Consider the following 25,392-nt stretch of genomic DNA (forward strand, 5'->3'; position numbering starts at 1 on the left):
GCTACTTTACGTCAGCACTCGACTGACGTATGTGTGTCTGGCTGTGATGCACAAGACGCCACAGCCTGGGCAGCCAAAGCGGCGCGGTGAGCAGTACGATCATCACCACAAATCCCAGAAAGGATTTGCGGGTGAAGGGAACAACTTCCTGATCGTGTGTGTCGCGCATTCTTCTGCCCAGTGTACCTGCTCATCATAATTGTGCCGACGAGGCCGGGTGCCCCACATCTCGCCTTTGAGATGTGGGGCACTCATTCTGTTTTCAGTCGCGCTCCCAGAAATGCGGAGGCTCAATCCCAAGCGCCCGCAGGTAAACGAAGCCCTGTCCGCGATGATGAACCTCATTCTCGATCGCGTACTGGATGAAGGCCAGCCCGGTGTCCTCCCACGCTCCGAACGGGTTCGATTTCTCGCCGAAACGATCAAGCGGGATCCGGGGAAATTCCTCGTCCAGCATGGCCGTCTGCTCGTCCCATAGCTTCAGCACTTCGTCCTTGCTCTTCGGCTTGTCCAGCTTGAAGTCCCCGAAGCTTCCGGTGGAGATGCCTCGTACCGTGGGCAGTGTCATGCCCAGGAACTCGGTCGCCAACTCGCCGAAGGTTCTCATGCCTCCGATGCGGAACTCGAAAAGCTGACCGGCGGGAAAAGCTTCGATGGTGCGGCGAGTTAGCCGGCGATGTCCCTGCCAGTGCTTCAGCAGTTCGTCGGTCGTGAGCAGCGCGGATTGTGTCGTTTCGGTGGTCATAACTTCCCTCCGAAAGCAGATTAAGGGGCATTCCCGACAGGGCATGTCGCAAATTGAGCAAGAATAGGTGTGTATGTACGACCCGATCATGCGTGTCTTCACGGTACTCGAGATCCTGCAGTCGCGGGACAGCGTCTCCGGCGCGGAGCTTGCCGAACGTCTCGAAGTCGATCTGCGCACCGTGCAGCGCTACATTCTGCGGTTGAAGGACCTCGGCATTCCCGTCTCCTCGTCGCCGGGAGTCGGCGGAGCCTATCGACTGCGTCCCGGCTTTCGCATGCCGCCGCTGGTGCTTACGAATGAGGAGGCCTTCGCGCTCTCGCTCGGGCTGCAGGCGCTGCACAAGATCGGCCTGTCGTCCTTCGCGCCGGCAACAGAAGGCGCGCTGGCCAAACTGACACGCGTGCTGCCGGCGTCACTGCGCGAAAGCCTGCATACGACCGAGCAGGTCATCCAGATGGAGCCTTCGCGATGGGCCGTGCCTGCATCGCTCGAGTGCCTGATCGCGGCGTCGTCGGCGATTCGAAACAGCCGGCGTCTCCGCTTCGATTATCGAGATCACCGCGACGAGGTCTCCCATCGCGAGATTGAACCCTACGCGCTGATGCACGTGGATGATCGCTGGTACCTGATCGGCCGCTGCCTGACGCGGCAGGCGCTGCGAACCTTCCGCCTCGACCGTGTCACCCGGCAGGAGCTTTGCGCGGAGACCTTCGACCGCCCGGAGGATTTCGACGCGCATCGCCACATGGCCACGAGCCTGCCGTATGTTCAGTCGCGCTACCAGATCGATCTCTGGATCGACATGCCCATAGAAGAAGCTCAGCAGAACTTCGTTCCATGGCGTGCCGCCATCGAGGCAGACAATGGAGGCACACGACTGCGCTGCGGACGCGATCAACTCGAGATGTTTGCAGCGATGGTTCTCAGCATGGGACGAAGGATCGTCATTCACAACCCTGATGAACTGCGCGATGTCTTTCGGAAGCTCGCAGAGCAGGCACTTCGCGCGTCAGATAGCGTTTGATCGCCACGAAAACGGATGTCCCGGCAGGCGAAAGGGTAGAAGGTGAATCGCCATGCCTAGAAGAATATTCAGCAGTGCTGCCATGGTCATCCAGTGGCTTTCGCGGTAGAAGCCGAGCACGAAAAAGCAGAATGCGAAATAACCATGGAACCAGCCTGGGACCCAGGTGGTGATCGCCACTGGGTTCGTCACCGCAGTCTTTCGCTTCCGCCAGCCGGAGATCGCGAGCACGAGTAAAGCGATTACGATCAGGCTGAGGCGGATGCCGGAAGTTATTCCCCATGCATTGCGCAGGAAGGGGTAAAGATAGGTCTCCGTCGCGAAGAGCATTCCCAGCGAGCAGAGCAGCGCCAGCGCGGCAACGATGCTCCGTCTTATGACTCCGCCTGAGTTGTTCTTCAACAGACGTCTCTCGAAGATGCGGCTGAACGCGGAGTAGCAAAAGACAACCGTGGCCCATCCGTTGAAATTCCCATAGGGGATCCCGAACCACTGGCTTGTGAGTGCGCGGCTGGTGTCGTCCCAGAACCAGTGCCACATGTGCAGCCGGTAGGCGACGACGTCCATGCTGAGGTCGATGTTGAGCGCGAGCAGGGTATCGAGCGCTGCGGCGGCCCACAACGGAAGAGCAAACGAATCGCTGAACAGGCGCGATGTGTAGAGAATGATCGCCCAGCCGGCGCCGATGCACAGCGGGACATTGAGCGGAGCATGACCGGCCATGAGAAGGAAACGGCCATAGATGTAGCTGTGGCCGACCACCTCCATGTACTCGAGCAGGACACCGAAGAGAAAGCCGCCCACGATGTAGGGAATCGCCTCACGATGGCGTCGAAATGCATGCACAATACAAAGCGCCAGCAGCACGAACATGCTGAGCTCAAAGACCGGGAAGCACCAGCCAGGCGCCACACCGTACGGGATGCCAGGATAGGGAAGCATAGGTCCTCTTGCAGGGAAGATCCGGATTGTGGGAGCTGGATCAGTATCGCATCATGCAAGACGCGCGTGCCTCATGTCCAGGTCTTGAGACATGGGACGCTGACTTTTAATGTGTCGAAGTGAGCCCCATCCAAGCTAAGCGTGGGTGAGAGGAATACTGCCGGATGCGCCAATCACCGGCTTCCGGACTGAATCGAAGGTTTAAGATTCGTTGGAGATGCGCCCTAAGAGTAACGCGTGGGATGGCTGAATGGATATCCTGCATCCCACCCAAGCAAAGCTTGGATGGGGCACCCGGCACCCGGGCAGACGGCAGTCTGCGGTTCGGCTACCTTCGCTGTTGGCGCGACATGTCCAAATTATTGGTATAACGCCGCTTATTTGGGGGTCACCAACAAGTCGAACAACTCAAGGAGCTGTTTTGCAGCTGGTCCAGGCATGTGGTCAGCGTCTCAAGGAAATTGCGATTGAATGGTATGAAGACTCATTTGATAGGAGCGAGCGCTGTGCTGCCTACATTTTTTCGAGAGCATAAAGGGTTCTTAGGAGTATCCACGCTTCTATTGTTGACGGTACTCGTGTGCAGAGAAGGCTTTCTTATTGCTTTTCCGAATCGAACGATCTATGTCTCCGGGAGGACGGTCTTTTGGGCGGCCTGCATCGCTTTGCTGGCCGAAATACTAGTCAAGTGGATCATGGAGATACGGAGTCGATAGACAGATTCACCGGAATGTCTTATCCGATGTTGCATCGGTGAACAGTTGTATGCGCCACTGCTGGCATCCCCAACTGTTCATCGATCTTTTACACCTTCCCGCTGGTCTCCGAAGCAGGCAGATGCTGCACGCGGCTGTGCTTGGTCGAGTATCCGAAGTAGATCGCCAGTCCGATTGCCAGCCATACCAGCACTACAATCCAGGTCAGCAGGGGCAGGTTCACCATCAGGTAGAAGGCGCTCAGGATGCCGAGGATCGGCACCACCGGCACGAATGGCGTCTTGAAGGGGCGTTCGAGGTCGGGCTGGCGGCGGCGGAGGATCCATACGCCTGCGCTGACGATGGCGAAGGCGAGCAGCGTTCCCATGTTGACCAGCTCGGAGAGCTTGTCGATGGGCAGCAGCGCGGGCAGGAAGGCGACGATGGTTCCGACGACGATGTTCGAGATCCAGGGAGTGCGGAACTTCGGATGGATATCGCTGGCCCACTTCGGGAGCAATCCGTCGCGGGACATGGAGAAGAAGACGCGCGACTGGCCGAGCAGCATGACCAGCATGACGGTTCCAAGGCCAAACACCGCGCCGATCTTCACCAGCAGCGAGCCCCACTTTACGCCGGTTGCGTCGATGCCCATGGCTACCGGCTGCGCAACGTTGAGCTGGCGGTAGTCGACCAGTCCCGTCAGTACCAGCGAGACGATGATGTAGAGCAGCGTGCAGAAGACCAGAGAGCCGAGGATGCCGATGGGCATATCGCGCTGCGGATTCTTCGCCTCCTGCGCGGCGGTCGAGACGGCGTCGAAGCCGATATACGCAAAGAAGACAGATGACGCACCCTCGACGATGCCTTTCCATCCGAAGGCTCCATTCGTGCGCGGAGGAATGAAGGGATGCCAGTTGGCGGCGGCGATGGAATGATGCTGCATCAGGAAGCCGATGCCGAGAAAGAGGAAGATGGCGACCACGCCCAGCTTCACGATCACGATGGCTGAATTCAGGTTGGCCGATTCTTTAATGCCGACGACGAGGATGGTCGTAATCGCGAGGATGGCCAGGAAGGCAATGACGTTGAAGATGCCGGTCACGTGCGGCAATCCGGCAGTAGTGATGCCGGGTGGCAGCGAAGCCGCGGGCATCCATCCGCCTTTGTAGAAATAGACGACATTGCCGTAGGTCGTAGTGAACCGTGCCAGCGATGGCGAGGCGGTGAAGCCAAGCTGGCCGAGCAGACTGAGCAGGTAGCCTGACCAGCCCGAGGCCACGGTCGCTGCTCCGAAGGCGTACTCGAGAACGAGATCCCAGCCGATGATCCAGGCGACCAGCTCGCCCAGAGTGGCGTAGCCGTAGGTGTAGGCCGATCCGGCAATGGGAATGATCGAGGCGAACTCGGCGTAGCATAGTCCGGCGAAGGCGCAGGTGATACCGGCGAAGATGAAGCTGAGGGCGATGGCCGGTCCGGCATGAAGCGCAGCCGCCTGTCCGGTGAGTACGAAGATGCCCGCGCCGATGATGGCGCCCACGCCCAGCGTGATCAGGTTGACGGGGCCAAGCGAGCGCTTGAGTGTGTGTTCGCCTTCTTCACCCGCTTCCTGCTGGAGCAGGTTGAGCGGTTTCACCGCAAAGAGTTTTGCCATGTATCAGGCCAGTCCTTCTTGAGAGATCAAAAAACAGAGGAATCGGAAATCTGCCGGGTTCTGCGGGACCATATCCAGAAGACTGGAAGGCCCAGTAATACCAGGAACAACCCCGGCCACGTGTACTGGGGCTTATACCGTAACAATACGATACATATCCACGATGCCATCAGGATATAGATCGCAGGCAGCACCGGATAACCAATCGCCCGGTATGGCCGTTCCGCACCGGGTTTTGTCCGGCGAAGCACGAAGAGGCTGCCAATAGTCAGAATGTAGAAGACCAGCGCCGCGAACATGGTGTAGTCGAGCAGCTGTCCGTAGCTTCCTGAAAGGCAAAGCAGCGCGGTCCAGAAAAACTGGACGATCAGCGAAGCTACCGGTGTTTTATAACGTGGATGCAGCTTGCCTGCGGCCTTGAAGAACAGGCCGTCGGTGCTCATGGCGTAATAGACGCGGGCTCCCGCCATGGTCATGCCGTTGGCGCAGCCGAAGGTCGAGATGAGAATGGCAGCGGCCATCAGGTAGGCGCCGCGCACCGAGAAGATCTGCTGCAGCACGGCCGTGGCCACGCGATCTTCTGACGCATACTGGATGCCCCGCGCGGCCAGAGTCGCGCCATGCGGGTCGCCGTGAAGCGGCAGCGCCATCAGGTAGACGACGTTGCTGGCGAGGTAGAGCGCGAGGACCAGTCCGGTGCCGGCGATCAGCGAGAGCGGCAGATTCCGTTTCGGGTTGCGGACTTCGCCTGCCGTGAAGGTGACGTTGTTCCAGGCATCGGCGGAGAAGAGGGTTCCCGTCTGCACAACCGCCAGCACCGTGAACAATCCAACCATCGCAATAGGGCCGCCCACGCCAACCTGAACCGCGTGAAGCGAATGAAGGGAAGCGCCCTGCCAGAAGCTTGCCCCGAAGTTCAGGTGCATCGCCTGGGGATTGCGCCCCAGCAACAGGCCGAGACCGACGAGACAGAGCAGGGAAGCCGTCTTCGCCGTGCTGAAAATGTTCTGCACCAGCGCGCCCAGCCGTACGCCAAAGATGTTTACGACGGTCAGGACGGCGAGGATGAGAATTCCGGCAAGGTTGGCCGTATTCAGGCCGATATCCATGTTGCCGAGCACCATGGGGCCAACCTTTAAGGCCGGAACGTGCCCGATATGCCAGAGCCAGTTACTCGCCGAAACCGCAGGAAAGAAGACGCCGAGAAATTTGCCGAAGGCCACGGCCACGGCCGCGAGGGTGCCGGTCTGGATGACGAGGAAGAGCGTCCATCCGTAGAGGAAGCCCCACATGGGGCCGAGGGCTTCGCGCAGGTAAACATACTGGCCGCCGGCTTTGGGCATCATGGCTGCGAGCTCGCCGTAGCTGAGCGCGCCGATGATCGTCATGGCGGCGGTGATGAGCCAGGCGGCAATCAGCAGGGCCGGAGAGCCGACATTCCGGCTGATATCCGCCGGGACGATATAAATGCCCGAGCCGATCATCGAGCCGACGACAATTGCCGTCGCACTGAAAAGGCCCATTCCCTGGACGAGATGTGGGGCGTCTGGTTTCCGGATGGGTTCGCTGCTGGTCGACACGCTTCAGTCTGTTCTACCGGAATTGCCGGATTCGCGCCAGACCTTCCAGCAGCGCCATCCTCACTAATCGCCTAATTCTTTTTCGTGTTCCTGGATGATTTCGTCCTTCTCGGGCTCCATCTTGCGCAACACCAGCAGCAGGTCTTCCGGCTTGAAGGAGTCCACTGCGTAGTCGCCACCATGGCAGGGCCCGTCCCCGGCGCTCTCGACGACAACCACGCGCAATCCGGGTTGCTGCACCTTCATGCGGGCGATCACCTCGGTGCAGGGAATATCCCGCAATCCGGAGTTGATTACCACCCCATCGACGGCGGGAAACTTTGCGAGTGTCTCCAGAGCCTCGGCGCCGCTGTAGGCAGTAATCACGTTGAATTTGGCGGTTTCTATCACCAGTTTTCGGGACGAAATGGTGCCGGAAAATTCCCGGTCGACAACGAGGAAGCAGGGCCTGATCATGCCCCAAATACTAGTCCCAACAGAGGAACACGTCACGCTATCTACCGGACAGTCGGAAACGAAAAAATGCAGCTGCGGCATCTCCCGGGCTCTGTCCGGGGCTGAATATGGCGGAGATCAGCGCGACGGAGTCTGCTCCGGCTGCAAAAACATCGGGCGCCGTTTCCGGGGAGATGCCTCCAATTGCGACGATCGGCTTTGACGTCAGACCGCGGGCCAGACGGACGCCTTCGAGGCCGACGACCGGATCGGGATTCTCTTTCGACAGAGTCGCGAAGACCGGCCCGATGGCGACGTAGTCGACGGGCTCTTTCGCTGCCGCGCGCAGCTGCGCCTCGTTGTGTGTCGAGACGCCGAGGATCGCGGTTTCTCCCACGATGGCTCGAGCCTTGGCGGGAGACATATCCGTCTGCCCGACGTGTACGCCGTGGAACCCGGTTTCTGCGAGCAACTCCGGCCAGTCGTTCAGGATCAGCTTCATCCCTGTGCCTGCGGCTGCCTGGCGCATGACGGAGGCGTCAGCCAGTATTGCGGCACGCTGGTTTGTCTTATTGCGATATTGCAGGATGCCAACTCTGGCCTCCACCAGCTCACGAACGGTCTTTTCGAGAAAGTCGCGGCGGGCTTCGGGCGACGCGGGTAGAAATGTCGAATCAAGGATGGGATACAGCGAAGGGAAGCTCACACCTTCATCTTAGCCGCTGCCTGCATTCTCTCTTCAAGCCGGGCTTTGACCTCGGGCCAGTCTTCGCGAGTGATGCTGAACCATACGGTGTGGCGGATGCTGCCGTCGGGCATGATCATGTGATTGCGGAAGACACCTTCCTGTTTCGCTCCGAGAGCGGCAATGGCGGTCTGCGACTGAACGTTGTTGTGGTGAGTCTTAAAGGCTACTCGCAGCGCGCCGAGATCTTCGAATGCGTGCCGAAGCTGCAGGTATTTGGCCTCCACGTTCACGCCGGAACGCTGGCAGGCTGGAGTGATCCAGGTCGAGCCGATTTCGAGGCCATGGTGTTGCGGGTTGATGTCCATGAAGCGGGTTGTTCCCACGATGCGGTTCTCGGCCTTGCTCCATGTCACCCATGGCAGAGCCCACCCGCGAGCCTGCTGATCGAGCGCCTGGTCGATCCATGCAAGCAATTCCGCCTCGTTCTTCACATCGGAAGGCATCCAGCGCCATACAGCCGGGTGAAAGGCGACTTCGGCGAGAGCTCCAAGGTGGTCACGGCGCATGGGCTCGAGGCGGACACGCACGCCATCCAGTGTGACTGCATTGACATTCATCATTTGCAGGAAAGTGTATCTCGCATGGAAGGTAACCATCCACGGCGAAAATTCTGCCGGTGCGGCCTTTCATTAACGTTATAGTGAAACTGCAATCATGCGCATAAGCGACTCCATCCCGATGCCGGCTACCCCTGCGACCAGCGACTTCGATCGCCGTTACAAGGTCAAGCCCCGGCGCATGTGGCTGCTTGCCTTGTGCTGCGCTCCACTGGTTGTGGCCGCGGTCTACTATGCGCCTCTGATGGTCTCGGTGGGGTGGCATATCGTCCATGGCTGGGCGCTTGAGTACCGGGGACTCCACGTTGACGTTCCATGGGGATGGACGGCAGATATGCCCCGTCCCGAGGATGAATCGGCCGACAATCCACAGGGCGTGACAGTGATGAAGCAACCTCGCACGCTTGCCCTGGAGGCTCGCGGGCCGGAAACGATGTACTTCAACGTTCTGATGCCGGATAGCAATCTGACGCCCGCACAGCAGGCCGAACAGTGGAAGACTCTTTTTCGCGAATCGCATCCAACCTCGCGTTTTGTTGTTACCTCGGTAGAGGACAAGCCGGGCGGCGGGGACTGCCTGGAAGCCAAGCCTCTCGATGACAGGCGAGCCGGTTCCGCGATCGCCTGCATCTCGCTCGATCAACACTGGCTGGCCAGTTACGCCGGGGCCGTGGTGCATACTCCGTTGTTCTTCCACGCAATCGAACAACTCGCAAATAGCAACGGGCGCCGATAGCAAGAGCATCGCACTATCCAGCGCCATGATTACTCATATCGACCATCTCGTTCTGACGGTGCGCTCGATCGATAAAACATGCCAATTTTATGAGCGCGCCTTGGGCTTCGAGCGCGAGACCATGCCGAACGGACGCACGGCTCTCCGCTTTGGGAAATGTAAGCTGAACCTGCATCAGGCCGATCACATCTTCGATCCAAGGGCCTATGCTCCGACGGCCGGATCAGCCGATTTTTGTCTCGTCACCGATGACACTCTTGAGCAGGTAGCCGGCAAGGTGCATTCAGCGGGCTTCGAGATCGAAAGCGGACCAGTCGCGCGAACCGGAGCGCTCGGCGCTATGGAGTCCGTTTACATACGCGATCCGGATGCAAACCTCATTGAGGTTAGCCGGTATCGCAACGCGGCGGTGTAGTCTGCTGGGGTGAAGCAGCTTCGGATTGCACTGGCAAACCTGCGTTTCCCGTCTTCGCCCGAGGACTCCGTCCAGCTTGCGACGCGCGCCGTGGTGGAGGCTGGAACGTCCGGCGCTGCAATCCTCTGCTTTCCCGAGTGCTTCGTCCCCGGCTATCGCGCGCCTGGGAAGAATCTTCCGGTTCCGGATCCGACCTTCCTTGCCGAAGCATGGGCCGCCGTTGCGGCGGCGGCCCGAAAGGCCCACGTCTGCGTGGTTCTTGGTACGGAGCGTGTGACGGAGCGCGGTGTCATGGCTTCGGCGCTGGTCATCCAGGCAGATGGAAGAGCCGACGGCTTCCAGGACAAGGTGCAGCTCGATCCTTCAGAGGAGGCAACCTATGTTGCCGGAACTGGCCGAAGGGTTTTCCAGGCCGGCCCTCTGACATTCGGCGTTGTTATCTGCCATGAAGGTTGGCGATATCCGGAAACAGTTCGATGGGCCGCAAAGCGGGGAGCCCAGGTCGTCTTCCACCCCCATTTTCACGAGGCGGAAGCCGGCGGACACGTTCCGGCAACATTCGCAGATCCGGCGAACACCTTTCATGAAAAATCGATGCTCTGCCGGGCGGCCGAAAACACCTGCTGGTTCGCCAGTGTGAATTGTGCAAGCGTGGGATCTCCAACGACCTCCGCAGTAGTGCGGCCCGATGGAACACTGCTGCGTAGCCAGCCATATGGGCAGGAGGGGCTGCTGGCCGTTGATATCGATCTGGACGAGGCCACGGGGTTGCTGGCAGGCAGGCTTCGCGAATAAACTTGCTACCGAAAGCACAACGGCTGCGATCTAATGATCGAGAGGTCAAGTCGGGCAATGTCCATAATAAGAACGACATGCGTTGTTGGAGCGGGGTTCCTGCTGACGGCCAGCGCATGGGCAGTCCCTGCAAATTACCTTGCCGGGGAACCGACCGCATCGGGTGGTTCTGAGCTGAGCGATACCGCATGGAAGCTGGTACGCTTCCTTCCGCAGAAGAGTCATCCTGTCGCTCCGGAAGACCACGCGCTTTACACCATCGTTTTCAAAGCCGACGGGCAGGCCTCGATACGTATCGACTGCAACCGCGGTATGGCTGAGTGGTACAACAACGGCGGAGCGAATCTCAGCTTCGGCCCGTTGGCAACCACGCGAGCCATATGTACCTGCACACCTCCACTCTTCCGGCTCAACGATGATCTCGCGAAGGTGAAGTTTTACCACGTGCAGTCCAAGCATCTTTTCCTGGAGCTCGTCGACAAGACAGGTACCTATGAGTTCGAACCGGCTGCGAACCCTCCTGCCTGACACTCTGCCGAAGACCGGAAGCCATCACAAAAGCTGCGACCCGAATGGGCCGCAGCTTTTTCTTTGGTGAACACGCGCTGTCCGAGGTCCCGGAGAGAGTTGAAGATACGGCGATTTTCGCCGGCCGCGTTCGTTGCATGGCAATGTAAAAATGCAGTGTTGAAAAGCCTCTCCTTCATCGCGTGAGCGCATCCACGAAAAAGTGACATATGTACAGGAGGGAAGAGGTGGCGAACGTTGAACACGGAAAAGTTCTGATCATTGGCGCCGGACCAACCGGCATGACTGCGGCGATGGAACTGTCGCGGATGAAGATTCCCGTTCGTATCGTCGAGAGAGCACCGGCTCCAGCGACGACATCGCGTGCCATCGGCGTACAGGCGCGAACGCTTGAACTCTTTCAGCAGCGCAGCATGGTAGACCCAATGCTGGCAAAGGGAAACGCATCGCCATATGCCAGCGTGTACGGCGGTGGCAAGCGCACCTTTCGGCTGGCCTTTTCAAACAACGGAAGCAGATACGGCTACATGCTTTTCATTTCGCAGGCAGAGACGGAAGGGGTTCTACGCGATGCTCTCGAACGCCAGCAGGTGAAGATTGAACGCGAAGTGGATTTTGTCGCGCTCGCGCAATCGGATCGTGGCGACTCTGTAAAAGCGATCCTTCGCCATCGGGATGGAACGCTCGAAGAATATCTGTGCGATTACCTGATTGATACGGAGGGCGCGCACAGCGTCACCCGAACAACACTCAACCTGGAGTTTCATGGCAAGACGCGCGAAGAGAGTTATGCGTTGGGCGATTTCTACGTAGACGGCGATCTGCCTGCAACCGATCTGCACATCTTCTCGTCCCCCCATGGCTTCATGGGGCTCTTCCCAATGGGCGGGAATCGCTTTCGTATGATTGCGAGCCATCCGCTGAGCGAGCCGGATGCGAACACCGAGCCGTCGCTCGATGAGCTGCAGAAGATCTATGACCAGCGCTCTCACATCCCTGTGCGGCTGCGCGATCTGCAGTGGAGCAGCTGGTTCCGCATCAATAGCCGCATGGTGGACCGGGTGCGCGTTGGCCGCGTCTTTCTTGGCGGCGATGCGGCGCACATTCACAGCCCGGCGGGTGCGCAGGGCATGAATACCGGTATCCAGGACATGATCAATCTCTGCTGGAAGCTGGCACTTGTCATCCATGGCAAGGCCGGAGACGAGCTGTTGCAGAGCTACAACGACGAACGCATCCCGGTGATCCACGATGTGCTGACGAAGACGGAAGGCCTGACCGATGCCATCGGTTCGGAGAGTCCGGCTTTCCGTGCAGCCTTCAGCACCATTGCACCGTGGATCGTTGGCACGGAGTTTATGCAGGAGAACAGCACGCAGCGCATGAGCCAGCTCCTGCTGAACTACCGCCGGAGTCCGCTGTCTGTTTCGAAGCATGAGCCGGGCCAGGTGAAGGCGGGCGACCGCGTGCCTGACGTTGAGCTGACAGTCGTGGGCGGCGAAGGAAGCGCAACTCGTGAGCCGGAGAAGAAGACTCTGTTCGATCTCCTGAGTCCGGACCGCTTCACGCTGCTCTTTGCGAATCTCGAAAGCGCGAGCGCCACACATCAGAATGTGAAGTCAAAACTGGCAGCCTGGAAAGAGCTGATCTCGACCTACAGCGTAGCGGCGGCGAACGATTCCAGCCAAGCTTACAGGCATCTCTTCGGATCGCATCCGGCGCTTGTGTTTGTGCGTCCTGACGGCTATGCGGCGTTCACCGGACGGGAAGACTCCATCGATGATCTTGAGGAGTGGCTCCGAACCTGGTTCACCGCTGCGGAGCAGCCGGAGAAGGAGCTTCGCTATGCATGATGTGCTTAAGGCGTGGTCCTCGCTCTCGCCTGACTCGACACAGTTGCTGATATGCGATCTTCAGGAGCAGATCGTAGCCCGCAGCAAGACCAACCCGCCGGATGAGCTTTCGAAATCTGCCGAAGTAATTTGTGAGTTGGCCAAGCTGTTCAATATTCCGATTACGTTCAGCCTGGTTCCTGAAGGCAATGAGGCACCTAAGCTGATCGCGCCATTGAAGCCGTTCGCGAATGGGACGAACCAGTTCTTACGCGCCTCGGCGAGTCCTTTCATAGACAAAGCCACTCCCGAACACTTGAAGTCTCTGAAGCGTAAGACGCTGCTGCTGGCAGGGTTTGCCACAGAGGTTGTTGTGTTGCACGCAGCGCTTCATGCTGTGGAAGCGGGCTTGAACCCGATTATCGTAGTAGACGCCTGCGGAGGCATGTCGGAACGAACCGAGTCGGCAGCCCTTGAGCAGGTTTGGCAGGGAGGCGGGATCGTTTCTTCGGTCGTTTCTATCGCAACCGCGCTCTCACCCGATTTCACCCAGGAAACCGGACAAAAGATGTTCCAGGTCGTGCAGAAGCTGCGCCTTGCATAGTTGTCACGGTTCAAGATAGGAAGCTAAACTTGCAAGTTTAGCTTCCTATCTGCTAGCCTTCTTCCATGGACAAAAGCCTGGAGCAGTCCGTGGCAGACTTCACTCACTCGATTGGCATCATGGTGCGCAGGGTGCGCTCAGCAGCCGGCATGGAAGAGCTCTCGCTCGCCGAATCGTCGGTTCTCAAGCGTCTCGAGATGGACGGAGCGGCCACCACGGCTGAGCTCGCACGGCTCGAAAGAGTGAAGCCGCAATCCATGGGCGCAACTGTCGCGGCGCTTGAGAAAGCCGGGCTGGTGGTCAAGCGTCCTCATCCGACCGATGGCCGGCAGATGCATATACAGCTCTCAACCAAGGGTAAGAGCTGGCGCGCCCGAACCATTCATGCGAAGCATGCCTGGCTGGCGCAGGCGATCCTGCAGTTGAGCAAGGCCGACCAGGCGGCGCTCTTTAAGGCAGGCGAGATCATGAAGCGGCTGGCCGAGCAGTGAGTCTCGCAAGCGTATCGCATTCGTGGCGGGCTCTGCGTCATCGCAACTTCCGCCTGTTCTTTTTCGGTCAGGGCATCTCGGTCATCGGTACATGGATGACGCGGATGGCGACCAGCTGGCTGGTGTACCGCCTTACGCACTCCGCGCTGCTGCTGGGCGTCATAGGCTTTGCCGGGCAGATCGTTCCATTCGTGCTGAGCCCTTTTGCCGGGGTGTGGGTAGAGCGTCTCGATCGCAGGCGCCTGCTGGTATGGACCCAGGTAGCCGCTGCTTTGCAGTCGCTTGCGCTGGCGGCGCTGACGTTGTCCAGCAGAATCAACCTGTGGGAGATCGTGGCGCTTTCCGCCTTCCAGGGGCTGATCAACGCCTTCGATACGCCCGGACGGCACTCCTTCATGGTTCAAATGGTGGACGATCGTGAGGACCTGGCCAATGCGATTGCGCTGAATTCCTCCATCGTGAACGGTGGACGCCTCCTTGGCCCCGCGATTGCGGGTCTGGTCATTGCTGCCGTTGGCGAAGGCTGGTGCTTCCTGATCGACGGTGTCAGCTATCTTGCCGTGATCGCTTCATTGCTGATGATGCGCATCAGCCTGCGATCCATTCCAGGCAGCCGCGCGAGTATGTGGGAGCAGATGCGCGAAGGCTGGGATTATGTAAGCACAACGGTGCCGATACGGCGCGTTCTGGTGCTCTTCGCAATGGTCAGCCTGATGGGGTATCCCTACACGGTACTGATGCCGGTCTTCGCGTCGCAGATTCTGCACGGCGGTGCGCATACCTTCGGCTGGCTTATCGGAGCGTCTGGCACGGGAGCGCTCGTGTCCAGCATTTCGCTCGCCACGCGGCGTTCCGCGGATGGCCTCATCAAGATGCTGCCCATTGCATCGGGCCTGCTTGGCGCGGCTCTGGTGCTCTTCGGTCTGTCGCATCTGCTGGCGGTGTCGCTTGTCCTGATGCTGTTTGCGGGCTTCGGGCTGATGCAGACCGCGGCAGCCAGCAACACGATCATTCAGTCGCTTGTGACTGAAGACAAGCGCGCTCGCGTGATCAGTTACTACGCGATGGCTTTTTACGGAGCCGTTCCATTTGGCAGCCTTCTCGCTGGTGCGATGGCGCATCGTATTGGTGCGCCTCATACTGTCGAGCTGACCGGGGTCGCCTGTATCGCGGGCGCCTGCTGGTTCCTGCTAAGAATGCCAACTGAACACATCACCCAACCCGCTTCGACGGATGTCGAAGCACTCAGAACCCGTTAACAACGAAAGGACTTTCATGCCGTTATCTGAACTCGATCCTCGTCCAGCCTTGATTCTCCTCGATCTGCAGAAAGGCATCACGGGCATTCCCGGCATCGCCGACATGCCAGGTGTGCTCGACCGCTGCGTTCGTCTCGCGGCTGCCTTCCGCGAACGGAAGCTGCCTGTGGTGCTGGTGAACGTGCTCTCTCCGGCCCCGGGACGCACCGATGTGAAGCGCCCGGCCTTTCAGTTTCCCGATGACTGGACCGAACTGGTGGCGGAGGTCGATCAGCAACCGGAGGACATCCTGATCAGCAAGCACAGCCCGGGCGCATTTATTGGCACGGCCCTGCACAATGAGCTGGTCCAGCGCGGGGTGACGCAGATTTTTCTGGCGGGCCTGGTCACTTCGAATGCCGGGCTCGCGACCGGTGAGAGCGGCTTCGATCACGGCTACAACGTCGTTTTCGTGACAGATGCCATGACCGATCGCGATTCCGAAGCGCATGACTACTGCATCGCGAAGATCTTTCCGCGCCTCGGCGAAACCGAGACCACTGAAAATATCCTGCAGAAGCTCGGATAACCGGGCCTACTGGCGCGTGTTGACCACGAAGCGATTGGAGCGAAAGTCGAAGGTAAAGCTTTCGAGCTGGTCGAGCGCATCTTCACCAAGCCTGCCGTAGAAGCGATCCTGCTCGGCTCCGGCAGGCCGGGTGAGTACAGGAATTTCGTGCAGTTCGATCGCATCGCTGCCGAGCGCGATGCGGACTGATTCCGGGGTGCAGGCGGGAACTGCGCCCCCGTTTTCTCCCACCGGTAGATCTTCTGTTTTCTGGCTGGTCAAGGTTTCGCGATTGGCGTCGAAATAGCGTGAGCTGAGCAGGGAAGTCCCCGTACCCGGATCAACCACGTATGGCTCGCGGGCCCCCGCGCCGCCGGCGGCCACAAGATGTATGCCATCGCGGAAGAACGGCACGCCGCCAGTAAGCTCCGGTCCATTGGAGATGGTGAGGTGCTCGTCGTCAGACGCCTTGACGGCTCCCAGTGGAGCGAGCAGTGGTTGCGCCAGCACACCCTCTACCTGATAGCTGTGGGCCCGGTCGTACAGGTCCTGATCCTCGTAAATGACAGCGGGCACGTTACGAAAGAACGCCTGCCCGAACTTGAGCTGAGGTATGACGGTGGTGTGAACCAGCATTTTTCTCCCCGTGAGACCGTCGATGGTGACCGTCTGATCGGAGAGGTGCAGTCCGATGCGCTTGGCCTGTGAGCGCGAAAGCATGGTGAAGGCCGCAGCCGGGTCGAAGAGCCAGTGGCTGCCGAACCCATCCACAAAAACCTCCACTTCGCGCAGCCCGAGCGCGTTGCGGGCCATGGGAAGCGTGAAGGAGCCGGAGGTTTCGAGCGTTTGCGCGGGCGCGGTGGCGAGCAGAGGCAGCAGGTGGGCGGCAGGCTCGACTTCGTCACGTTCTGAGGCGGTCAACGATTGTGCGCAGCACTGCTCAATAGCGGCGTATTGGGAGGCGGCATCCTGGTAGCGAAACGTTGCTAAATAATCGCCGGCCAGCGCCAGCCGCGCCTGCTTTTCTTTCGTTCGGTCCGATCCAGAGACGATGGCGGGCAACAGCGGCTCGAGCAGGTGTAGGGAATCGAGGTATTTCCCTTGCTTGTTGAACAGGATGCCGCGATACAGGGCGGTGTCGGGGCTGTGGTCGTCCTGAAGACGGGTAGCGAGGGATACCCAGTCGTGTTCGGCCACAAGCTGGGAGGTCGGGATGTGTGCGATATCGGACGCACTGGCTCCGGTTACCACCTGTGCCTGACCGAAGGCCGCGGCGCAAAGCGGAAGGCTTAACACAGCCAAACTGAGGAATCCCCGGGAAATCTGCATGGAATAACCAGAATAGCCGACGTGGATTTACCTTTGGCCGAGGCAGTTCCTAAATGGGAAACAGCGGTAGATAGGAAAAAGCGCAGCATCTTCCACCGCCCCGCTTTCGATAAACTGGATGCAGATGAAGCATCGCACGATCAAGCACTATGAGCTTCTGCGCCGGCTTGGCGCAGGCGGCAGCGGACTGGTTTACCTCGCGACGGACACCTTGCTGATGCGCCCGGTCGTTCTTAAAGTGCTGAAGCGAGGCGCTTTGACGGTGGAGCAGATGCGCACGACGGTGCTGCGCGAGGCGCGGATGGCCTCGGCCATCGAGCACCCTAACGTCTGCGCGATCTACGAAGTCGGCGAAGAAAACGAAGAAGCCTTCATCGTGATGCAGTACGTGCCCGGCCAGTCCCTCGACAAGCTGATCGCGAATGGGCCGTCGAGCCTGCAGCTTCTGCTTTCGGTCGGCATCCAGATCGCCGACGGTCTGCACTCCGCGCACTCGCTCGGTATCTTTCATCGTGACCTTAAGCCGGCCAACGTCATGTTGACGGATGGCGGCCTGGCAAAGATCCTCGATTTTGGCCTGGCACGCCGCATCAACCCCGACGAAGCGGATTTCGACCCTGGCAAGAGCACCCGCCGCAAGCCCGGTCCAGTAGCCGCAACCTACACTGCCCGTGGCGGCACCATTGCCTACATGGCCCCGGAGCAGTTTGTGACCGGTCAGAGCAGCGTGCAGAGCGATCTGTGGGCGCTGGGAGTGATGCTTTACGAGCTGGCCAGCGGACGCCACCCGTTTGCGCGCTCCGACGGCGACGAATTTCAGAGTATCCGCGCCATCCAGTTTCACGACCCTGCCCCGCTCGATGTGCCTGCGGAGCTGAGTTCGGTGATTTTCAGGCTGCTCGACAAAACGCCTGCTGCACGTTACGCCAGCGCTGCCGACGTACGCGAATCGCTGAAGACGATCATGAAGGCTTCGCAGCTCGAAACAGGCGTTATTCCGGGCGACGCCGCAGCCAATCTACCTCCGTCCACGGCGATCGAGGCAGAGAAGCGCGCGACTGGCTTGCTGTCTATGCTGGCGGAACGGTTTCGTGAATCGGCCGATACAAAGGAGAAGCAGAGCACCATACTCGTGCTGCCCTTTCAGAACCTTGGACCGGCAAATGTCGCTCCGCTTTATGGCTTTGCACTGGCCGACGCTGTGGCCGCGCGGCTCGCGCGCATGTCGTCGCTGGTTGTGCGCCCTTCAAGTGCGTTGATGCACCTGCCGGTGAACCAGATGGATCCGCTGGCAATCGGTCATAAGCTACTGGTTGAATGGGTGCTGGCGGGTAACTTTATTCGCTCGGATGCCGGCTTCGATTTGAACTGGCAGCTGCTGAACGTGCCGGGTGAGAGTGTGCGCGGTGGCGGCGCAATCAGCGTACCCTCCTTTGATCTGATCTCCGTCCAGGCCGAGATCTGCAACGAGGTTTTTGCTTCCCTGCAGGGCTTGGGACAGCTTAACAACACTTCCGAGCGGGCGTCGGTTCGGACCGAGCCGATGGCCGAGGACCTGTCCGAAGAGTATCTGCAGGCTCGCGCCATGCTGTCTTCGTTCATGCAGCGCACCGGCAGCCGCGTCGACCTCGAACGCGCTCGCGAGTTATTTGACAGCGTGGTCGAACGCGATCCGAACTTCGCTCCCGCGTGGGCAGGCCTTGGCATTACACATCTGCAGTACGTGCGCCACGGGTTCAGCGGACACATCAATGTAATGGCGGCGCGCAGAGCGTTTGACCGTGCGCTCGAAATAGATCCTGGCTCGGTCGAGGCGAACCTTTATCGCGTATACATGCTGCTGTCGCGAGGCGAAAAGGAAAGCGCGCGCCATGGCATTCAGCACCTGCTGCAGACCGCCGGAAACGACTGGAACGTCCACATGGTCGCGGGTATGACGCTGCGCATCGACGGCATGTACGAGCAGGCGATCGAACAGTTCAATCGCTCTCTCAGCCTGAATCCTGCCAATGCGCCGATCATCTACAACCATCGCGCCCGGGTTTATCAATACGAGAACCAGCTGGAGCTTGCCGGCGAAGAGCTGGACAAGGGTTTGACCCTCGAGCCGAAGCATCCGCTGTTGCGTACCTCACTCGCCTACCAGCACATGCGTCAGGGCGAATTGCGCAAAGCCATTTCGATTCTCGAAGAAGTGATACGTGACGACGACAGTATGCGCATCGCCTATCCCACGCTCGCCATGTGCTATGCGCAGGTCGGCGAGCGCGAGCGCGCTGCCAGCTTCATCGTGGAAGGTTCGATGGCTGCTGCCGAAGCCGATAGTGAGATGGCTTATCGGCTGGCCACTTACTTTGCTGTCGACGGAGACGAAAGCGAAGCGTTGCACTGGCTGCGCCGCGCTATCTACCTTGGCAACGAAAACTATCCCTGGTTTGCGAAGAATCCGGCATGGAACCGCCTGCATGGGCACGGCGACTTCGAGCGCATTCTCGAAGACCTGAAAAAGAGTTACCGCAAGAACCAGAAGACATGGCGGCGGCTGTTGCAACAGGTGCGCAAGGCATAATCGGGATCAGCCGAGGCATCCAATAAGTCATGAGCGACGTTTTTGATCTGCGGCGCTTTGTCGAGGCACAGGAGCCTGTTTACGAACAGGTGCGCCGGGAGTTGAAAGCCGGCCGTAAGTCAACTCACTGGATGTGGTTCATTTTTCCCCAGTTTCGGGGGCTGGGCCACAGCCCCACGGCGCTTCTATTCGCCATCAGCTCCATTGCGGAAGCGCGCGATTATCTCGAACATTCCATACTGGGCCAGCGATTGCGGGAATGCACCGCTCTGGTCAATGCAGTCGAGGGCCGCAGCGCCAGCCAGATCTTCAGCTCGCCGGATGACCTGAAGTTTCGCTCCTCGATGACCCTTTTTGCCACTGCCGCGCCCGGCGAGCCGTTATTCCAGCAGGCATTGGAGAAGTATTTCGGCGGCGAGCCGGACCGGTTCACATTGCAGAAACTCTAGGCGCTATTCCTGGGCCATCTTCGCGACGGCTTCCTGCATTTCTGCCGGGGATACGTCCCTGATATGTGTGCCGAGGAACCAGCTGAAGCCGAACGGGTCCTTGATTCCAGCCATGCGATCTCCATAAAACTGGTCGGTGGGCTCGCGCAGACTCTCCGCGCCGGCTTCGAGAGCACGTTTGTAAACCGCGTCGCAATCGGCCACGTATAGCATCAGGCTCATCGGTGCGCCGCCGTAGTGCGCGGGGCTGAAGGCATCCATTGCGGAGCTTTCGTCGGCCAACATGACGCAGCTGTCGCCGATCTCGATCTCTGCATGGCCGATGCCCCCGTTTTTGTTGGGCAGGCGAAACCGTTCTTTCGCATGAAACACATGCTCATAAAACGTAATCGCTTCTGCGCTGTTTTTCATGTAGAGGTACGGTTGCAGACTCTTGTAGCCGTCGGGAATCGGTTTCACCTTGCTCATGAGCTCCTCCGGAATTAACTGCAACAGTGTCTCTCCTGCACCCGAAAAGGCTCAAGCCCCGCTGTGAAGTTTTCGGCTTTTTTTAACGAGTGCCAGCCCGGAACGCGCTCATAGCCTGCAGAAGTCGCAGATTTTCTTCTGCGGATCGCACCGCGATACGGTAGTGACGCGCATCCAGCCCCTCATAATTCGCGCAGGCGCGCAGCACAATATGCTGCTCGCGAATCATACGCTCCCAGAAGCTTTTCGCACATATCCCGGCAGCGAGTCGAATCAGCAGGAAGTTGGCCGAAGAGGGAAAAACCGTGTGTCCGAGCTCTGCCAATCCAGTGGCCAGTTGCTGCCGGGCTGCAAGGTTCTGGTTGAGAGCCTGTTGCGCGTAGTCCCCGTCCTTAAGGGCCGCAGAGACGGCTATCGCAGCCAAGGTAGAGACTGCCCAGGGCGCGATGCGATTCGCGGCAGCTGCGACCAGCGTCGGGTGGCCGACTGCGTAAGCTACGCGCAGACCGGGCATGGCATAGAACTTCGTGACGGAGCGAAAGACAACCAGGTTGGGGGTGGTTGGAGCTGCCGCTGCAAGCGATTCGGAGGGAGCGTAATCGATGAAGGCTTCATCGAGCAGGATGCGAATATTTTTCTGTGTTGCCCGTTGTACGAATTCACTCAATCTGGAAGCGGGTGCAAGTACTCCGGAAGGGTTCTGGGGATTCGCGAGCAGTATCGTGTCTGCTCCGGCTCTGACGGCCTCGTCGAGCAACCCATCCAGGTCATAAGAAAATCGACAATCTTCGCGGAGCAGCGATGCAACGACATCGACGCTGTGTTGCGTCAGCACGCGCCGATACTCAAGAAACGCCGGAACGGGAAGCAAACAGCGCCGCACCTTCATCTCTTCAAGAAAAGCTTCGAGAAGCGGAACGAATCCATTTGCGATGGCTAGACTTGTGCCCGGTACATGAATGGCGCCGCCAATAGACGCCTTCAGTTCGTGATGCTCAAGATCAGGATAGGAGGTGATGACACTCCTGTCTCCGAGTGCAGACGCCAGGGCCGTCATTACTGAAACAGGTGGCCCATCCGGCTGAATATTCGCGCTGAAATCCAGGAGCTGTTTCTCTTTCAGCCCATAGCGCGATGCGATTGCGCGCAGCTGGCCGCCGTGCATTGGGAGGGGCTGCGTCATCGGGCTCTCCGCTTCGCAATCAGGACAGAAAAAACTGCCGCTGCGATCGACAAAGCAGCGGCAAGGCGCAAAGCTTTGCGGGCGTCGGCTGGCGAGGGAGCGGCAAACTCTGCGCCCATACGAGGCGATTCGACGATCGCTCCACCATACGAATTACTGCCGCCGAGCCGCACCTGTAGCGCCCCGGCCATCGCGCTCTCGGGCTGACCGGCATTAGGGCTTTTATGTTTCCCGCCGTCACGCGACCAGATCTGCAATGCGCGTCCGGGCGCCTGCTTCTCAAACGTGCATGACAAGATGGTGATGAGTGCCGCTGTGATGCGCGACGGCAATAGATTCGCCAGGTCGTCAAGCCGGGCAGCTGCTTTGCCAAACCAGAAATAGCGTTCGTCGGCATGACCGATCATCGAGTCCATCGTGTTGATTGCCTTGTAGCAAATCGCCAGCGGCACTCCGCCCAGCGCGAGATAGAAGAGAGGAGCTACCACTCCATCACAAGCGCTCTCCGCAAGGGTCTCAATCAGCGCCCTGCTGATCTCAGACGCATCAAGAGCGCCGGTATCGCGTCCGACGATGCGCGAGAGCCGAATCCGCGCGTGCTCCAGGTCGCCTTTGCCAAGAGCAGAGAGTACAGCGGAGCCCTCATCGTAGAGATTGCGTGAAGCGATGCATGTTGAGGCCAGCATGGCCTCAGCGGCAACGCCTGTCTGCCGGTTGAGGCTCTGCATCGTGCGGAGGAAAAAGGATGCAGCGAAAGCCGCGCCCGCGGCAACACCAATCGTCAAAGCCGAGCCGGCGAGCAGCTGATAGCGTCTGCCGCGGTCAGCGTCGTACAGCAAATCTTCAGCGCGATCGATACACCATCCAATGCCGCGTACCGGATGAGGAATCCACTCGGGATCGCCTAGGACACCATCGAGCATTGCGGCCAGTAGAATCAGGCGCGAGCGATTCATCGAGGAGATCCCGCGGCCGGTCGTGCTTCGTAAGTGAGCCCAGCCAGATTGAAGATGCTGTTCATGTCGAGATGATTTTCTACCGTATCTGCGAGCCGATCCATCGCCGCGCTACGAAGCGATCGCCAGTTTGTAACCGCCACTGGATCATTAAGGCCAGTTGCCTTGCGCGCCGCACGCAGGAGGTTGTGGCGAAATGTATCGGCATCGAAGATTCCGTGTAGGTAAGTGCCGAAAACCCTGCTGTTCTTGCTTACGCAGCCATCAAGATGCGGTCTGTCGTCTCCTGCGCGGACGATCTCGGCAAAAGGGATAGCCGTATTGAGATAGTCTGTGCGGCCCACGTGGATCTCATATCCGGATATGGATTGTGAATCAGTTGGAGCGCCAAACAGATTCGACGCGATCACTGTTCCATTTGTCGGAGTTGTGGTCTTTACAATCTGCATGGTGGTTGCAATCGGAAGCAGCCCGAGAGTCTGCATGCTGCCGTTGCGTTCCACAGCATCAGGATCGTGAATGGATTCTCCCAGTATCTGCATGCCTCCACAGATGCCGATCACCAGGCCGGTTTTCGCGTAGTCCTTCACAAATGCGTCCAGTCCCTGCTTTTGCATCCAGGCAAAGTCGTCCATGGTTTGTTTCGAGCCGGGCAGAATCAACAGGTCGGCTTCGCGGCATGCTTCCACGCTTCGACAAAAATGAACTTCGATAGAAGGTTCCGAACGCAGGGAATCGAAATCGGTGAAGTTCGAGAAGGTGGGAAGCGCGACAATTGCGACACGAAGCGGCCGGTCGGGCGAGCCGTTGCCGCTCTGCCATACCGCGCGATGCTGAACCTTCGCAAGACCGACACTATCCTCTTCGTCGAGAGAGAGATCGTGCATCCAGGGAAGAACTCCGAGGCAACGTTTGCCGATACGTGCTTCCATCATCTCGATGCCAGGCGTCAGCAGGGAAAGGTCGCCGCGAAACTTATTGATCACAAATCCTGCGATTTGCTCGCGCTCTGATGGGTCCAGTAATTCCATCGTGCCGAGAAGGGAAGCGAAAACCCCGCCGCGATCAACGTCGCCAGCAAGTATGCAGGCTGCGCCGGCCAGTTTTGCCATGCGCATATTCACAACGTCGCGATCTTTGAGGTTTATTTCGGCGGGAGAGCCTGCGCCTTCAAGCACGATGACGTCATTCTGCGCGGCAAGTGCCTCATAGCTCTCACGAATGTGGGGCGTTAATTCCTCGACGCGCCTGCGATGGTAGTCCGATGCGCTGAGCTGGGCCCATATCTTGCCATGCACGATAACCTGTGAGGTCATGTCTCCAGAAGGTTTGATCAGCACCGGATTCATGTGGACTGATGCGGGTACACCCGCAGCCTCCGCCTGCAGGGCCTGTGCACGGCCAATCTCGAATCCTTCAGGCGTGGCGGCAGAGTTCAACGACATATTCTGTGCTTTGAAGGGGGCTACCCGGTATCCCTGCCGCGCAAAGATGCGGCACAATGCCGCGGTGATAAGGGATTTGCCTACGTGTGAGCCGGTTCCCAGCACCATGACTGCACGCGCGCTATGGCTCAAGCCTTTGACCTCGTACGCCAGCGATCGTCGAAGCGGTCGAACGAGACGAGCTCTGCAAGTGGAGTGCGTGTCTCCCAGCCTGCGTTTTCAAGCTCGGGTGAGGGAAGAAAATCGTTCACATATCCGATACAGAGATAAGCCACGGTTACAAATCCGGAGGGAATGTTGAGAGCAGCCCTGAGCTTCTCGGGGTGAAGAATGCTGACCCATCCGACTCCCACGCCTTCGGCACGAGCTGCAAGCCAGAGATTCTGTATCGCGCAGACTGCAGAGTACAGTGCTGTCTCCGGCATGGTTTTACGGCCAAGCCCATGACCCTGCCGGGCGTTCTCGTCGCACACAACACAGATATGTTGAGGAGCTTCCAGGAGACCCTCCAGCTTGAGTCCTGTGTAGAGGGCCTGCCGGGCATCGTCGAAATCCCCGACAGCTTCGGCGTTAGCCTCCCGGAAGATCTCATGGACAGACCGGTGAATCTGCCGGTCACGAACGACAATGAAACGCCACGGTTGCATCAGGCCTACAGATGGCGCCTGATGTGCGCAGGCTAGAAGGCGCTGTAGTAGATCATCGGGCAAAGGGTCAGGCAGAAATCCGCGCCGCACATCGCGGCGCTCGCGAATAGCTCGATAAACTGCCTTGCGTTCCGCTTCGGAAAACCCTTTATTCATTACCAGGCCCTGGACCACTTGGGTCCTGCTTTGCTGTCGTCGCGAAGACGCGCGTTGATGCCGGCATTGTGCTCGATTAGCCGACCGAAGAGCCAGAGAAGGTCCGAGAGACGGTTGAGATAGGCCAGAACTTCGTCGCGTACCTCCTCGCCGCTTTCCTTCAAACGCACCGCACAACGTTCCGCACGCCGGCAAACGGTGCGCGCAATCTCATAAGCGGCAGACTCGGTGTGTGCTCCGGGCAGCGACCAGTCCGCGAGGATGCCCTCGATGGCTTCGATCTTGTGCACGTGATCGGTGAGATAGTCCACGTCCTCCTGTGTGAAGGTTGGTGCGCCTTTTCGGCTCTCAGGAGGTGTGGCGAGTGCTGAGCCGAGACGAAAAAGCGTCTTCTGGATGTGTTGCGTCCATTCCGCAATCTCTTCATTGGTGCAGATACTGCGCGCAAATCCGAGCACGGTATTCAGTTCGTCGACGGTGCCATAAGCTTCTACCCTGGTACTTGATTTGGAGACGCGGATGCCGCCCGCCAATCCAGTCTCTCCCTTATCTCCGCGCTTCGTCGCAATGCTCATCGTGGCTCTTTCCTTTCATTGTTGG

General features: G+C 59.0%; 27 protein-coding genes. 12 read left to right on the forward strand and 15 right to left on the reverse strand.

Features of this window, described 5'->3' with window-relative positions; all coding sequences use genetic code 11:
- Nucleotide 1: 1 nt before the first annotated feature.
- Together LJD29_RS17845 and LJD29_RS17850 are read right to left on the reverse strand one after the other, a co-directional pair.
- A complete protein-coding gene (locus tag LJD29_RS17845; RefSeq protein ID WP_446742922.1) occupies nucleotides 2-169 on the reverse strand; it encodes a hypothetical protein in 168 nt (55 codons plus the stop codon).
- A gap of 93 nt (nucleotides 170-262) precedes the next feature.
- Nucleotides 263-745, reverse strand: a complete 483-nt coding sequence (locus tag LJD29_RS17850) for a DinB family protein (RefSeq protein ID WP_446742923.1) — start codon at nucleotides 743-745, stop codon at nucleotides 263-265.
- A 73-nt stretch (nucleotides 746-818) separates the two neighbouring features.
- On the opposite strand from LJD29_RS17850, the gene LJD29_RS17855 reads away from it, so the two are divergent.
- Entirely contained in the window at nucleotides 819-1,772 is a 954-nt protein-coding gene (locus LJD29_RS17855) for a helix-turn-helix transcriptional regulator (protein WP_446742924.1), read from the forward strand.
- Here LJD29_RS17855 and LJD29_RS17860 read toward each other — a convergent pair.
- The 6 genes from LJD29_RS17860 to LJD29_RS17885 form a co-directional block, all read right to left on the reverse strand.
- A complete protein-coding gene (locus LJD29_RS17860) occupies nucleotides 1,758-2,714 on the reverse strand; it encodes a DUF7802 domain-containing protein (protein ID WP_446742925.1) in 957 nt (318 codons plus the stop codon). The genes LJD29_RS17855 and LJD29_RS17860 overlap by 15 nt on opposite strands.
- An 804-nt stretch (nucleotides 2,715-3,518) precedes the next feature.
- Complete coding sequence (locus tag LJD29_RS17865) at nucleotides 3,519-5,063, reverse strand: amino acid permease (protein WP_446742926.1); 1,545 nt, start codon at nucleotides 5,061-5,063, stop codon at nucleotides 3,519-3,521.
- Between the two features lie 26 nt (nucleotides 5,064-5,089).
- The gene (locus LJD29_RS17870; protein WP_446745905.1) at nucleotides 5,090-6,586 is read right to left on the reverse strand and encodes an APC family permease; all 1,497 of its coding nucleotides are present in this window, start codon (nucleotides 6,584-6,586) and stop codon (nucleotides 5,090-5,092) included.
- A 120-nt stretch (nucleotides 6,587-6,706) separates the two neighbouring features.
- On the reverse strand, nucleotides 6,707-7,099 hold the full coding sequence (locus tag LJD29_RS17875; RefSeq protein ID WP_446742927.1) for a response regulator: 393 nt from the start codon (nucleotides 7,097-7,099) through the stop codon (nucleotides 6,707-6,709).
- A 37-nt stretch (nucleotides 7,100-7,136) separates the two neighbouring features.
- Nucleotides 7,137-7,784 (reverse strand): thiamine phosphate synthase, encoded by a 648-nt coding sequence (gene thiE / locus LJD29_RS17880; RefSeq protein ID WP_446742928.1) that lies wholly within the window; start codon nucleotides 7,782-7,784, stop codon nucleotides 7,137-7,139.
- Nucleotides 7,781-8,386: a GNAT family N-acetyltransferase gene (locus tag LJD29_RS17885; protein WP_446742929.1), complete on the reverse strand. Its 606-nt coding sequence runs from the start codon at nucleotides 8,384-8,386 to the stop codon at nucleotides 7,781-7,783. The genes thiE and LJD29_RS17885 overlap by 4 nt, the downstream gene beginning before the upstream one ends.
- A 94-nt stretch (nucleotides 8,387-8,480) precedes the next feature.
- On the opposite strand from LJD29_RS17885, the gene LJD29_RS17890 reads away from it, so the two are divergent.
- The 9 genes from LJD29_RS17890 to LJD29_RS17930 all read left to right on the forward strand — a co-directional run bounded on the left by LJD29_RS17890 (nucleotide 8,481) and on the right by LJD29_RS17930 (nucleotide 15,611).
- Entirely contained in the window at nucleotides 8,481-9,119 is a 639-nt protein-coding gene (locus tag LJD29_RS17890) for a hypothetical protein (protein WP_446742930.1), read from the forward strand.
- Nucleotides 9,120-9,144: 25 nt separating this feature from the next.
- Nucleotides 9,145-9,534 (forward strand): VOC family protein, encoded by a 390-nt coding sequence (locus LJD29_RS17895; protein WP_446742931.1) that lies wholly within the window; start codon nucleotides 9,145-9,147, stop codon nucleotides 9,532-9,534.
- 9 nt (nucleotides 9,535-9,543) lie between these two features.
- A complete protein-coding gene (locus LJD29_RS17900; RefSeq protein ID WP_446742932.1) occupies nucleotides 9,544-10,329 on the forward strand; it encodes a carbon-nitrogen hydrolase family protein in 786 nt (261 codons plus the stop codon).
- Between the two features lie 57 nt (nucleotides 10,330-10,386).
- Nucleotides 10,387-10,857: an META domain-containing protein gene (locus tag LJD29_RS17905; RefSeq protein ID WP_446742933.1), complete on the forward strand. Its 471-nt coding sequence runs from the start codon at nucleotides 10,387-10,389 to the stop codon at nucleotides 10,855-10,857.
- Nucleotides 10,858-11,084: 227 nt separating this feature from the next.
- Nucleotides 11,085-12,710, forward strand: coding sequence for an FAD-dependent monooxygenase (locus tag LJD29_RS17910; RefSeq protein ID WP_446742934.1), 1,626 nt, complete (start codon nucleotides 11,085-11,087; stop codon nucleotides 12,708-12,710).
- On the forward strand, nucleotides 12,703-13,293 hold the full coding sequence (locus LJD29_RS17915; RefSeq protein WP_446742935.1) for a cysteine hydrolase family protein: 591 nt from the start codon (nucleotides 12,703-12,705) through the stop codon (nucleotides 13,291-13,293). Before LJD29_RS17910 ends, LJD29_RS17915 begins: the two co-directional genes overlap by 8 nt.
- An 89-nt stretch (nucleotides 13,294-13,382) precedes the next feature.
- On the forward strand, nucleotides 13,383-13,784 hold the full coding sequence (locus tag LJD29_RS17920; RefSeq protein ID WP_446742936.1) for a MarR family winged helix-turn-helix transcriptional regulator: 402 nt from the start codon (nucleotides 13,383-13,385) through the stop codon (nucleotides 13,782-13,784).
- Nucleotides 13,781-15,043 (forward strand): MFS transporter, encoded by a 1,263-nt coding sequence (locus tag LJD29_RS17925; protein ID WP_446742937.1) that lies wholly within the window; start codon nucleotides 13,781-13,783, stop codon nucleotides 15,041-15,043. The genes LJD29_RS17920 and LJD29_RS17925 overlap by 4 nt, the downstream gene beginning before the upstream one ends.
- 16 nt (nucleotides 15,044-15,059) lie before the next feature.
- On the forward strand, nucleotides 15,060-15,611 hold the full coding sequence (locus LJD29_RS17930) for a cysteine hydrolase family protein (RefSeq protein WP_446742938.1): 552 nt from the start codon (nucleotides 15,060-15,062) through the stop codon (nucleotides 15,609-15,611).
- A 6-nt stretch (nucleotides 15,612-15,617) separates the two neighbouring features.
- On the opposite strand, the gene LJD29_RS17935 is transcribed toward LJD29_RS17930, so the two are convergent.
- The gene (locus LJD29_RS17935) at nucleotides 15,618-16,886 is read right to left on the reverse strand and encodes a retropepsin-like aspartic protease (RefSeq protein WP_446745906.1); all 1,269 of its coding nucleotides are present in this window, start codon (nucleotides 16,884-16,886) and stop codon (nucleotides 15,618-15,620) included.
- Nucleotides 16,887-17,043: 157 nt separating this feature from the next.
- Between LJD29_RS17935 and LJD29_RS17940 the strand changes: the two genes are divergently transcribed.
- Together LJD29_RS17940 and LJD29_RS17945 are read left to right on the forward strand one after the other, a co-directional pair.
- Nucleotides 17,044-19,488: a protein kinase domain-containing protein gene (locus LJD29_RS17940; RefSeq protein WP_446742939.1), complete on the forward strand. Its 2,445-nt coding sequence runs from the start codon at nucleotides 17,044-17,046 to the stop codon at nucleotides 19,486-19,488.
- Between the two features lie 29 nt (nucleotides 19,489-19,517).
- Nucleotides 19,518-19,937 carry a DUF1810 domain-containing protein gene (locus LJD29_RS17945; protein WP_446742940.1) on the forward strand — a complete coding sequence of 140 codons (420 nt, stop codon included), beginning with the start codon at nucleotides 19,518-19,520 and terminating at the stop codon, nucleotides 19,935-19,937.
- Between the two features lie 3 nt (nucleotides 19,938-19,940).
- On the opposite strand, the gene LJD29_RS17950 is transcribed toward LJD29_RS17945, so the two are convergent.
- The 6 genes from LJD29_RS17950 to LJD29_RS17975 form a co-directional block, all read right to left on the reverse strand.
- Nucleotides 19,941-20,405 carry a VOC family protein gene (locus tag LJD29_RS17950; protein WP_446742941.1) on the reverse strand — a complete coding sequence of 155 codons (465 nt, stop codon included), beginning with the start codon at nucleotides 20,403-20,405 and terminating at the stop codon, nucleotides 19,941-19,943.
- A gap of 82 nt (nucleotides 20,406-20,487) precedes the next feature.
- Nucleotides 20,488-21,588 (reverse strand): pyridoxal phosphate-dependent aminotransferase, encoded by a 1,101-nt coding sequence (locus tag LJD29_RS17955; protein ID WP_446742942.1) that lies wholly within the window; start codon nucleotides 21,586-21,588, stop codon nucleotides 20,488-20,490.
- The gene (gene cbiB, locus LJD29_RS17960; RefSeq protein WP_446742943.1) at nucleotides 21,585-22,544 is read right to left on the reverse strand and encodes an adenosylcobinamide-phosphate synthase CbiB; all 960 of its coding nucleotides are present in this window, start codon (nucleotides 22,542-22,544) and stop codon (nucleotides 21,585-21,587) included. Before cbiB ends, LJD29_RS17955 begins: the two co-directional genes overlap by 4 nt.
- On the reverse strand, nucleotides 22,541-24,121 hold the full coding sequence (locus LJD29_RS17965) for a cobyric acid synthase (protein ID WP_446742944.1): 1,581 nt from the start codon (nucleotides 24,119-24,121) through the stop codon (nucleotides 22,541-22,543). Before LJD29_RS17965 ends, cbiB begins: the two co-directional genes overlap by 4 nt.
- A complete protein-coding gene (gene bluB / locus LJD29_RS17970; RefSeq protein ID WP_446742945.1) occupies nucleotides 24,118-24,792 on the reverse strand; it encodes a 5,6-dimethylbenzimidazole synthase in 675 nt (224 codons plus the stop codon). The genes LJD29_RS17965 and bluB overlap by 4 nt, the downstream gene beginning before the upstream one ends.
- Entirely contained in the window at nucleotides 24,792-25,367 is a 576-nt protein-coding gene (locus LJD29_RS17975) for a cob(I)yrinic acid a,c-diamide adenosyltransferase (RefSeq protein WP_446742946.1), read from the reverse strand. The genes bluB and LJD29_RS17975 overlap by 1 nt, the downstream gene beginning before the upstream one ends.
- Nucleotides 25,368-25,392 lie beyond the last annotated feature (25 nt).

The organism is Silvibacterium acidisoli, assembly GCA_022870745.1.
Classification (GTDB): domain Bacteria; phylum Acidobacteriota; class Terriglobia; order Terriglobales; family Acidobacteriaceae; genus Silvibacterium.